Origin of the sequence: Citrobacter sp. Igbk 14, assembly GCF_028069825.1 — a bacterium.
GTDB lineage: Bacteria > Pseudomonadota > Gammaproteobacteria > Enterobacterales > Enterobacteriaceae > Citrobacter.
Genome location: NZ_JANEWM010000091.1, coordinates 1 through 11,513, shown reverse-complemented (window position 1 = coordinate 11,513; position 11,513 = coordinate 1). Strand labels below are relative to the sequence as shown.

Here is an 11,513-nt window from a genome sequence, read left to right as displayed (position 1 = left end):
TTATTTGTATTATCATTTTCATCAATTATCTTACTGCCTTTGAATTTTTAACAAAGGAAGTTTGACTATGCGTTTAAAACCTGTTGCCTCTGTCGTTCTGTCCTGCATAGGGTTTACCAGCCCCTTTGTCTTCGCTGAAGACGTGATGGTAGTAACCGCTTCGGGTTACGAAAAAAAGATCACCAACGCGGCTGCCAGCGTTTCCGTTATTTCACAGCAAGAGTTACAAACCAATAAATATAACGATTTAGGTGAAGCTCTACGTTCTGTGGAAGGTGTGGATGTCGAAAGCAGCACGGGTAAAACCGGCGGTCTGGAAATTAGCATCCGTGGTATGCCAGCCAGCTATACCCTGCTCCTGATTGACGGTATCCGTCAAAATGGAAGCAGCGACGTGACACCGAACGGCTTTTCGGCCATGAACACCAGCTTTATGCCTCCACTGGCGGCAATCGACCATATTGAAGTAATCCGCGGTCCGATGTCGACGTTATACGGTTCCGATGCCATTGGCGGTGTCGTCAATATCATCACCAAAAAGAGCACCGATAAATGGAGCACGTCCATTAATACTGGTGTTAACCTGCAAGAAAGTAATAAATGGGGTAACAGCACGGTCGCCAACTTCTGGTCAAGCGGCCCATTGATCGCAGGTGTACTGGATATGCAGGTTCGCGGCAGCACCACACAGCGCCAAGGCTCCAGTGTCACTTCGCTGAGTGATACCTCTTCCACCCGCGTGCCGTATCCTACGGAATCCGAGAATTACAATATCGGTACTCGTCTGGACTGGAAAACCAGCGACAGCAATACCTTGTGGCTGGATCTCGATTCCGCCAGACAACGTTACGATAACGATGATGGACAACTTGGCAATCTGACCGGCGGATATGATAAAACGCTGCGTTATGAACGTAACAAAGTGACGCTCGGCCACGATACCGCATTAACATTTGGTACCTGGAAATCCTCTGTGGGCTGGAATGAAACCGAGAACAAAGGCCGCCAGTTGGTCTCCTCGGCACTGACACCAGAGAACGCAAACCGGGCTGGCGACGCGCGTGAACTGAAGAACACCAACGTTATTCTGGATTCCATGCTGCTGACGCCGTTAGGTGACGCGCACCTGTTGACCCTCGGGGGGGAATACTGGGATGCCCGCATGAAGGACGGTGTCGTGCTGGCCAATACCGGCGAGACATTCCACCAGAAAACATGGTCGGCCTATGCTGAAGATGAGTGGCATATCCTCGACTCTCTGGCCTTAACCGTGGGGACACGCTATGAACATAACGACGTCTTTGGGGGGCACCTCAGCCCACGCGCCTATATGGTCTGGGACGTCTCCGACGAGTGGACCCTCAAAGGCGGTGTCACAACGGGCTATAAAGCGCCATCGCTCAGCCAACTTCATAACGGCATCAGCGGCGTGACGGCACAGGGAACCGTCAATACCGTCGGGAACCCGAACCTTAAACCTGAAGAAAGTACCAGTTACGAAACCGGGCTTTACTATGAGAATGACGCTGGGCTGAACGCCAACGTCACGGGTTTCTATACTGAATACAAAAATAAAATCGTTTCGTATTCTATCGATGATAATACCAACAGCTACACCAACAGCGGTAAAGCAAGAACCGATGGTATCGAGTTTGCCAGTACATTCCCGCTGTGGTCGGACTCGCTGAGTTTATCTCTCAACTACACCTATACCCAGAGCAAGCAAAAAGATGGCGAGAATAAAGGCGCGCCACTGAGTTATACCCCGAAACACATGGCGAACGCCCGTCTGAACTGGCAGGCAACGGAAGATATGAACGCCTGGCTGAGCGCTCGCTATCGCGGTAAGGCTCCACGCTATACGGAGAATTACGACAACCTCAGCGCAGCACAAAAGGCAGTGTATGACGACAAAGGCGCAAATTTAAAAGCCTGGACCGTTCTGGACATGGGCATGTCTTATAAGCTGACCAAAGAACTGACGCTGAATACAGCGGTGAACAACGTACTGGATAAAGACTTTAGTGACGTCACACTGTACCAGGTTGGCCGCAATAGTACTTATGCGGGCGACTACTATCAGACTGCACAATCCACGACCGGATACGTCAACCCCGGCCGTAACTACTGGGTCTCCTTAAACTACCAGTTCTAGTTTTGCTTACCTCTGTTGGCCAGGCTATAACTGATAGCCTGGCCGCTATCAGCGTGTTTTCGTAAGCGGATTGTCAGTATTGCGCATACGTAAGGAGAGACAATGCCCTTTTCAACCACTGAACGTCAGGCACTCCTGTCATTAAATGGCGTTGGCCCCAAAGTCATCGAGCGGCTTGAGCAACTGGGTTTCCACTCGCTTGCCGATCTCAAAAACTCTACTGTCGAGGATATTACCCAGCAAGCGGCGTCTATGGTCGGCTCAACGTGCTGGAAAAACAGTCCGCAAGCGAAAGCGGCAATTGCCAACGTCATAGCGCTGGCAAGTGCGTCGTCGTTACGCTGATTTAGCGTATCACCCGAGCAAGAGGAACGTGCGCGATTTAACCGTTTCTGATTTTCCCATTGATACCCGGCTGCGGTTTACCAAACAGATAACCTTGCGCGAAATCGCAGCCCAGAGCCTGAAGGCTCGCCAGCTGTTCCTCTGTTTCAACACCTTCTGCAACAGCTTTCATATTCAGCGATTTCGCCATACCCGTAATAAGCCTGATGATATTAAGGGCGTCTTCCTGTGTGGATATCGAATGCACAAAGGACTTGTCTATTTTGATTTTATCGAAGGCAAGTCGACTCAGTCGCGAAAGAGAAGAGTATCCGGTGCCAAAATCATCGATGGAGATTTTTACCCCCAGAGCTCTGAGCTTGTTAAGTGTATTCATCGGCGTATTGCTCTCGGTAAAGAGAGAGGATTCCGTCACTTCCAGCTCAAGACGCTCTGCAGGAAGCCCGGTTTCTTTCAGAATGGACAGCACGATTCCGGCAAAGGCCTTGCTGCTTAGCTGGACAGGTGAAACATTGACTGAAATTTTAACCGGTACCACCCAGGAAGCCGCTTCCCGGCAAGCAATTTCAAGCACAGATTTTCCCATCTCGTTAATCATGCCTGTTTTTTCAGCGACAGGAATAAAACTATCCGGCGGCAGCAGTCCCTTTAGAGGATGTATCCAACGAATAAGAGCTTCATAGCTGTAAATTTCCCGGCTGAAAGAATCAACAATAGGTTGGTAATAAACCACGAATTCTTTATTCACTATGGCCATTGCCATATCATGTTCAAGGGTTCTGCTTTCTTGCAGCTTTTCTAACATCCGCTGCCGGAAGACTTTTATTTTACCCGAGCCTTCATTTTTCGCTTCATAAAGCGCCAGATCGGCAAATTTATAAAGGTAGTCGGAACGGTGCTCAGTTTCTGAGATAACAATACCAACACAAGTGGTTATATTTATAATTGCGTTATAAATAGTGTAGGGTTGGTTGATATAATCACATATTTTTTGAGCTCGGGAAACGGCACGGCTCTCTGTCAGACCGCTCGAAAGAAACGCAAATTCATCGCCACCTAAGCGATATAGCGTGTCTGAACCCTGGCTCATAGAAATCAAACGATGGGATATCTGACGTAATAACATATCACCAGCGTCATGGCCATACGTATCATTTACCTCTTTGAATCGATCTAAATCGAACAACATCACCGTCACAGAGTCATTGTTTTTTTCTGCCATCGCGATGGTTTTACTTAAATCCCCCCAGAACAACTGGCGATTATTCATTTCGGTGAGCGAGTCGTGATAGACGTCATACTCCAGTTTTGCATTCTGGATCTGCAGTTTTTCTTTAGATTCCTGAAGTTCCTCAGCAAGGCACTTAACCTGGAGGTGTGCTCTCAAAATATTTCTGTTCTGGAAAAAAATCAGAATCCCCAGTATCGCACTCAATATTATAAGCAATACTGAAGTCGCCGAATATATATAATACAGGGTTTGAATATTCGTATTTGTATTATTAATCGAGCTAACATCTTTATCTAATGCACCGGATGAAAGATGGGCTAGCGGTGCATCAAGCGCATGCATTTCTTTCAAATATGTCTTGAGTTCTGAACGGTTCATTTTCTCAAGATGAACATCCAGATAATCAAGCATTTTCTCAAGCTGTATAGCCAGTTCATAATGCGCTGGATTACTTTCTATATAATGTCCTAAATCACCTTCTTTTATTAAATCGCTCTGGCTGAGCATAATGTCGAGACGCAGGCGTACAGCATCAAGCGTCATCGTATCATCACTAATGTAGAGACCAAGCCACGATTCAAATCGGTAATATTCTGATACCATTTGAACAGCAGACCATGAGTCGGCATAGTGGGTCAGTTTCTGTAGCTCTTGTTGTCTTTCGTGCACAAGGAAAGATATATATCCGGTAGATATAAAAAGGAAGAATATAATGCCAGCCAGTATTCTGTTCATGATGGTCCTCTGAACCTCTACTCAATTTTCATTGAGCTGACCTGCCATGCTGACCTTGAATAAAAAATCTGATTATTCAGTTCAGGAATACTGTCATACGGATACACGATGAATAGCGGGCCTTTATCACGGATGCGCATATATTCTCCGTTGATTTTTAGCGCAAGAATAACATTATATTTCTTGAAATCACTGAGTGGGATAGCGGTGGTGTAGTCATTGAGCGCAGTGACCTTAACAACAGAACCTTTTGCCCCGACATAATCCATGAGCTTTTGCAGAGAGATACCCGTAAAGGTAGTGCGTCCATTATACCAGGGTGAGGTAGTCTGGAAACTTACTGTGCCCAGTTTCTCGAGACTGGCGATATCAAAAACGGCTTTCCCGTCTTCATTGGTATTTTCTATATTACCGGACAGTGTTAAAAGGACTTTACCGACAGGCTTGGGAAGTTCACCAGCCCAGACCTGAGTAGTGACAACGAAGCTTAACAACATAACAATTAACCGCATTCTAACCTCACCAATCTATCGAATGTAAGAGAATTATAATTTAGTTATTATGCTATTTACACATGCTACCCAGCGATTATTGATGCAGAAAGCCCATCCGTTTTTTAATTCATTGAAATCAATAAGTTAACCATCATTCATTTTTTAATATTGTTTAAAAAAGGCTGTTGATGTTATTTGAGGCACAGTAAATTTCACTATCGCCGTACAAAAAATAAGCCACCTGTTTAGTCAGTAAAAATAAACACACACGAATATAAAGGTCTATTTTTTTATGCAACAACAGGATATTGTTTTTCCAACCGAGCGCTTCGCACCTCTCATCGAATGCGTGTTGCGCAATGAATCACCAGGACCTGGTTTTGCTGCTTATCCATAAAAAATATGATTGCTAGACGGGTAGAGATATCCAGATGAGGGTACAAAATACAAATCTTGCGCAGTGCCCCCTATATTCGCCCCGAGCCACAGCCGGTTTATAGCTGTTTTAATCGCCAGCAAATTTCATTAAAAAAAAAGGGAACCACCCGGCTCCCGTTCTCATACAACCCAGAATCTGGATTACATGTTTTCGATGATCGCGTCACCAAACTCTGAACATTTCAGCAGCTTAGCGCCGTCCATCAGACGTTCGAAGTCATAGGTTACGGTTTTCGCGTTAATCGCGCCTTCCATACCTTTAACGATCAAGTCAGCCGCTTCGACCCACCCCATGTGGCGCAACATCATTTCTGCAGACAGGATGATGGAACCTGGGTTCACTTTATCCTGACCCGCGTACTTCGGTGCAGTACCGTGGGTGGCTTCGAACAGTGCACATTCGTCACCAATGTTGGCTCCAGGTGCGATACCAATACCACCGACCTGTGCAGCCAGCGCATCGGAGATGTAGTCACCGTTCAGGTTCATACAAGCGATAACGTCGTACTCAGCGGGACGCAGCAGGATCTGTTGCAGGAACGCATCGGCGATAACGTCCTTAACCACGATCTCTTTACCGGTTTTCGGGTTCTTGATTTTAACCCACGGACCACCATCGATCAGCTCACCACCGAATTCTTCACGCGCCAACTGGTAACCCCAGTCTTTGAACGCGCCTTCGGTGAATTTCATAATGTTACCTTTATGAACCAGGGTAACAGAATCACGATCGTTAGCGATGGCGTACTCAATCGCTGCACGAACCAGACGCTTGGTCCCTTCTTCAGAACATGGCTTGATACCGATACCGCAATGTTCCGGGAAGCGGATTTTCTTCACGCCCATCTCTTCGCGCAGGAATTTAATCACTTTCTCAGCGTCAGCAGAGTCAGCTTTCCATTCGATACCCGCGTAGATGTCTTCAGAGTTTTCACGGAAGATGACCATGTCGGTCAGTTCTGGGTGTTTAACCGGGCTTGGGGTGCCCTGATAGTAGCGAACCGGACGCAGGCACACGTACAGGTCAAGCTCCTGACGCAGCGCAACGTTCAGAGAGCGAATACCGCCGCCAACTGGGGTGGTCAGTGGGCCTTTGATGGCAACACGATATTCACGAATAAGATCCAGGGTTTCAGCAGGGAGCCAGACGTCCTGGCCATAAACCTGAGTGGATTTCTCACCGGTGTAGATTTCCATCCAGGAGATTTTACGCTCGCCTTTATAGGCTTTCTCGACAGCAGCATCGACAACTTTGATCATCGGTGGGGTTACATCAACGCCGATACCGTCGCCTTCAATGAACGGGATAATCGGATTTTCAGGAACGTTGAGTTTGCCGTTTTGCAGGGTGATCTTCTTACCTTCCGCCGGAACAACTACTTTGCTTTCCATTCACCTCTCCTTCGAGCGCTTCTGGTTCTGCTCGTCTGTCATCACGCTGCATGTGCATTTGCGTCCTGCTACACGGATGCGTTAGAGCAACTTTTTGTTAATGATTTGTAATGAGCGTGTCAATACTACCCTATTGTTCGCCGCCATGAAAGACACTCGTTCTTAGGCTATAATGCGGCAATTGATATAATCTGAAAATACCATGCAAAAAACTTCTTTTAGAAATCACCGGGTTGAGCGATTCAGCTCACGACAAGTCACTAAACAGCGTAAAGAAAACCAGCCAAAACGGGTGGTTTTGTTCAATAAACCATACGATGTTTTGCCACAATTTACTGACGAAGCAGGACGCAAAACGTTAAAAGATTTTATTCCTGTTCAGAGTGTCTATGCTGCTGGTCGTCTTGACCGCGACAGCGAAGGACTTCTGGTGCTGACCAACGACGGCGCGCTGCAGGCCCGGTTGACGCAACCCGGCAAACGTACGGGGAAAATCTATTATGTCCAGGTGGAAGGTGAGCCAACCCCCGAAGCGCTGGAGGCTCTGCGCACCGGCGTAACGCTGAACGATGGCCCCACCCTGCCTGCTGGTATCGAAGTGGTAGAAGAACCCGCATGGCTATGGCCGAGAAACCCGCCTATTCGGGAACGGAAACATATCCCTACCCGTTGGTTAAAAGTAACCTTATATGAAGGCCGCAATCGCCAGGTACGTCGTATGACAGCACATGTTGGATTTCCTACACTGCGGTTAATTCGTTATGCGATGGGGAATTACACGCTGGATAATCTCGCTAACGGTCAATGGCGGGATGCAACTGTATAAGGAACAGGTATGTTTAAACCGCACGTCACCGTTGCCTGCATTGTGCATGCAGAAGATAAGTTTTTAGTCGTTGAGGAAACCATCAACGGCAAAGCGTTGTGGAATCAACCCGCCGGACACCTGGAAGCCGATGAAACCCTGATACAAGCCGCGGCACGCGAGCTGTGGGAAGAAACCGGGATCAAAGCGCAACCACAACACTTCATCCGAATGCATCAATGGATTGCCCCAGACAGAACACCCTTTTTACGTTTTCTGTTTTCTATTGAGCTTGCCAATATGTGCGCTACTGAACCTCATGACGACGATATAGATTGCTGTCGTTGGGTCAGTGCGCAAGAGATCTTCTCTGCGCCAAACCTGCGTTCGCCGCTGGTTGCCGAGAGTATTCGTTGTTATCAAAGCGGACAGCGTTACCCACTCGCAATGATTGGCGAATTTAACTGGCCGTTTACAGAGGGTGTCAAGTAAAGGGCTGCGTGCTAGAATATGCCGCCTTGAAGTTCAATGTCGTGAGTATTCCTATGTCTGAAAGCCAAAAAAAAGTGATCGTCGGCATGTCCGGCGGTGTCGATTCCTCCGTTTCTGCCTGGCTGTTGCAACAACAGGGTTATCAGGTAGAAGGCCTGTTCATGAAGAACTGGGAAGAGGACGATGGTGAGGAATACTGTACAGCGGCCGCCGATCTTGCGGATGCGCAGGCTGTCTGCGACAAACTCGGCATTGAACTGCATACCGTTAACTTTGCTGCAGAATACTGGGACAACGTCTTTGAATTGTTCCTTGAAGAGTACAAAGCGGGTCGTACGCCGAACCCGGATATTCTGTGCAATAAAGAAATCAAGTTTAAAGCCTTCCTCGAATTTGCCGCTGAAGATTTAGGTGCCGATTACATCGCTACTGGCCACTACGTGCGTCGCGCGGATGTAGACGGCAAAAGCCGCCTGCTGCGGGGACTCGATGGTAACAAAGACCAGAGCTACTTCCTTTATACCCTCGGCCATGAGCAGATCGCACAAAGTCTGTTCCCGGTGGGTGAACTGGAAAAACCGCAGGTACGTAAAATTGCCGAAGATCTGGGTCTGGTGACTGCGAAGAAAAAAGACTCCACCGGTATTTGCTTTATCGGCGAGCGTAAATTCCGCGAGTTCCTCGGCCGTTACCTGCCGGCACAACCTGGCAAGATCATTACCGTTGACGGTGAAGAAATTGGCCAGCACCAGGGGCTGATGTATCACACCCTGGGTCAGCGTAAAGGTCTGGGTATTGGCGGAACAAAAGAAGGTACCGAAGATCCATGGTATGTCGTGGATAAAGACGTTGAGAACAATATTCTGGTTGTGGCTCAGGGTCATGAACACCCACGCCTGATGTCCGTTGGCCTGATTGCACAGCAATTACATTGGGTCGACCGTCAACCGTTCACCGGCACCCTGCGCTGCACAGTGAAAACCCGCTATCGTCAAACCGACATTCCGTGCACCGTTAAAGCACTGGATGCTGAGCGTATTGAAGTCATTTTTGACGAACCCGTCGCGGCGGTAACACCGGGTCAGTCAGCGGTCTTTTACAACGGTGAAGTGTGCCTCGGCGGCGGCATTATCGAGCAGCGTCTGCCTCTGCCGGTATAATTATTTACACATTTGATACAAGGAAGCAGTGAACGTGGCAAAGAATTATTATGACATCACCCTCGCCCTGGCAGGTATTTGCCAGTCGGCACGCCTGGTACAAGAACTGGCGCACCAGGGGCATTGTGATGCCGATGCACTACACGTTTCACTGAACAGTGTCATCGATATGAACCCCAGCTCAACGCTGGGCGTGTTCGGCGGCAGTGAAGCCAATCTGCGCCTTGGCCTTGAAACACTGCTCGGCGTGCTTAATGCCAGCAGTCGTCAGGGGCTGAATGCAGAACTCACCCGCTACACGTTAAGCCTGATGGTGCTGGAGCGTAAGCTGTCAGCAGCCAAAGGCGCTATGGACTCGCTGGGAGACCGTATCAACGGCTTGCAGCGCCAGTTGGACCATTTTGATTTGCAGTCAGAAACGTTGATGAGTGCGATGGCTGGTATCTATGTTGACGTCATCAGCCCACTCGGCCCGCGTATTCAGGTCACGGGTTCTCCGGCCATTCTCCAGAGCCCGCAGGTTCAGGCTAAGGTACGCGCGTCGCTTCTGGCTGGCATTCGCGCTGCCGTGCTCTGGCATCAGGTTGGTGGAGGCCGTCTGCAACTCATGTTTTCTCGTAATCGCCTGACGACTCAGGCAAAACAAATTCTTGCTCATTTAACCCCGGAGTTGTGATCTATGGAATTATCCTCACTGACCGCCGTTTCCCCTGTCGATGGACGCTACGGCGATAAAGTCAGCGCGCTGCGCGGGATTTTCAGCGAATATGGTTTGCTGAAATTCCGTGTACAGGTTGAAGTACGCTGGCTGCAAAAACTGGCCGCGCACGCAGCGATCAAGGAAGTTCCTGCTTTTGCTGCCGACGCAATCGGTTTCCTTGATGCGATCGTTGCTAACTTCAATGAAGAAGATGCTGCACGTATCAAAACCATCGAGCGTACGACCAACCATGATGTGAAGGCAGTAGAGTATTTCCTGAAAGAGAAAGTGGCGGATATCCCGGAGCTGCATGCCGTTGCCGAGTTTATCCACTTCGCTTGCACCTCTGAAGACATCAACAACCTGTCTCACGCGCTGATGCTGAAAACGGCGCGCGATGAAGTGATCCTGCCGTACTGGCGCCAACTGATCGATGCGGTGAAAGACTTGTCCGTGCAGTATCGCGACATTCCACTGCTCTCCCGTACCCACGGTCAACCGGCCACCCCATCCACATTGGGCAAAGAAATGGCTAACGTGGCTTACCGTATGGAGCGCCAGTATCGCCAGCTCAATCAGGTCGAAATTCTCGGTAAAATCAACGGTGCCGTCGGTAACTATAATGCCCACATCGCCGCTTACCCGGAAGTTGACTGGCACCAGTTCAGTGAAGAATTTGTCACATCCCTGGGCATTCAGTGGAACCCGTACACCACACAGATTGAACCGCACGACTACATTGCCGAACTGTTTGATTGTGTTGCCCGTTTCAACACAATCCTTATCGATTTCGACCGTGATGTCTGGGGTTATGTCGCACTGAATCACTTCAAACAGAAAACCATCGCCGGTGAGATTGGTTCTTCCACCATGCCGCATAAGGTTAATCCGATCGACTTCGAAAACTCCGAAGGTAATCTGGGCCTGTCCAATGCGGTTCTGCAGCACCTGGCAAGCAAACTGCCGGTTTCCCGCTGGCAGCGTGACCTGACAGACTCTACCGTACTGCGTAACTTGGGTGTGGGTATCGGCTATGCGCTGATCGCCTACCAGTCTACGTTGAAAGGGGTAAGCAAACTGGAAGTAAACCGCGATCACCTGTTGGACGAACTGGATCACAACTGGGAAGTTCTGGCTGAGCCGATTCAAACTGTGATGCGTCGTTATGGCATTGAGAAACCATACGAGAAGCTGAAAGAACTGACCCGTGGCAAGCGCGTTGATGCTGAAGGCATGAAGCAGTTTATCGACGGACTGGCTCTGCCGGAAGACGAGAAAACCCGCCTGAAAGCGATGACACCGGCTAACTATATTGGCCGCGCCATCACCATGGTTGATGAACTGAAATAATCAGGACTGGTGCCGGATAGCGATTTCGCCTCATTCGACCCACCGCTGATGTCATACCCAGGCCGGATACGCGCGAACGCTATCCGGCTTGTTAATTTTATCGCCTTAACGATTCCCCCCGGTTTATTAAATGTTTATCCCCACAGCCACATAATCAGCGTTAGACTATAAAATCGATTTTGAAAATTCAGTAAATACAGTTAATTATCATAAAAT

Annotated in this window: 10 protein-coding genes; 7 read left to right on the top strand and 3 right to left on the bottom strand. The window is 48.8% G+C overall.

Annotated elements, in window-relative coordinates; translation table 11 throughout:
* Positions 1 to 67 precede the first annotated feature (67 nt).
* Together NNN64_RS21620 and NNN64_RS21615 are read left to right on the top strand one after the other, a co-directional pair.
* The gene (locus NNN64_RS21620; protein ID WP_271442722.1) at positions 68 to 2,155 is read left to right on the top strand and encodes a TonB-dependent receptor; all 2,088 of its coding nucleotides are present in this window, start codon (positions 68 to 70) and stop codon (positions 2,153 to 2,155) included.
* Between the two features lie 102 nt (positions 2,156 to 2,257).
* Positions 2,258 to 2,500, top strand: coding sequence for a helix-hairpin-helix domain-containing protein (locus NNN64_RS21615; protein ID WP_271442721.1), 243 nt, complete (start codon positions 2,258 to 2,260; stop codon positions 2,498 to 2,500).
* Between the two features lie 37 nt (positions 2,501 to 2,537).
* Here the strand turns inward: NNN64_RS21615 and NNN64_RS21610 are convergent, their stop codons facing one another.
* From NNN64_RS21610 to icd, 3 genes are all read right to left on the bottom strand, one after another.
* Positions 2,538 to 4,466 (bottom strand): putative bifunctional diguanylate cyclase/phosphodiesterase, encoded by a 1,929-nt coding sequence (locus NNN64_RS21610; RefSeq protein WP_271442720.1) that lies wholly within the window; start codon positions 4,464 to 4,466, stop codon positions 2,538 to 2,540.
* 17 nt (positions 4,467 to 4,483) lie between these two features.
* Positions 4,484 to 4,978, bottom strand: a complete 495-nt coding sequence (locus tag NNN64_RS21605; protein ID WP_271442719.1) for a molybdopterin-dependent oxidoreductase — start codon at positions 4,976 to 4,978, stop codon at positions 4,484 to 4,486.
* A gap of 561 nt (positions 4,979 to 5,539) precedes the next feature.
* Complete coding sequence (gene icd, locus NNN64_RS21600) at positions 5,540 to 6,790, bottom strand: NADP-dependent isocitrate dehydrogenase (protein ID WP_003030769.1); 1,251 nt, start codon at positions 6,788 to 6,790, stop codon at positions 5,540 to 5,542.
* Positions 6,791 to 6,992: 202 nt separating this feature from the next.
* On the opposite strand from icd, the gene rluE reads away from it, so the two are divergent.
* From rluE to purB, 5 genes are read left to right on the top strand one after another with little or no spacing between them, the layout of a single operon-like run.
* Complete coding sequence (rluE, locus tag NNN64_RS21595) at positions 6,993 to 7,616, top strand: 23S rRNA pseudouridine(2457) synthase RluE (RefSeq protein WP_271442718.1); 624 nt, start codon at positions 6,993 to 6,995, stop codon at positions 7,614 to 7,616.
* 9 nt (positions 7,617 to 7,625) lie between these two features.
* A complete protein-coding gene (locus NNN64_RS21590; RefSeq protein WP_137382937.1) occupies positions 7,626 to 8,087 on the top strand; it encodes an NUDIX hydrolase in 462 nt (153 codons plus the stop codon).
* A gap of 53 nt (positions 8,088 to 8,140) precedes the next feature.
* The gene (gene mnmA, locus NNN64_RS21585) at positions 8,141 to 9,247 is read left to right on the top strand and encodes a tRNA 2-thiouridine(34) synthase MnmA (protein ID WP_271442717.1); all 1,107 of its coding nucleotides are present in this window, start codon (positions 8,141 to 8,143) and stop codon (positions 9,245 to 9,247) included.
* 34 nt (positions 9,248 to 9,281) lie between these two features.
* Positions 9,282 to 9,923, top strand: a complete 642-nt coding sequence (gene hflD / locus NNN64_RS21580) for a high frequency lysogenization protein HflD (protein WP_271442716.1) — start codon at positions 9,282 to 9,284, stop codon at positions 9,921 to 9,923.
* A 3-nt stretch (positions 9,924 to 9,926) separates the two neighbouring features.
* On the top strand, positions 9,927 to 11,297 hold the full coding sequence (purB, locus tag NNN64_RS21575; protein ID WP_271442715.1) for an adenylosuccinate lyase: 1,371 nt from the start codon (positions 9,927 to 9,929) through the stop codon (positions 11,295 to 11,297).
* The last annotated feature ends 216 nt before the right edge of the window (positions 11,298 to 11,513 follow it).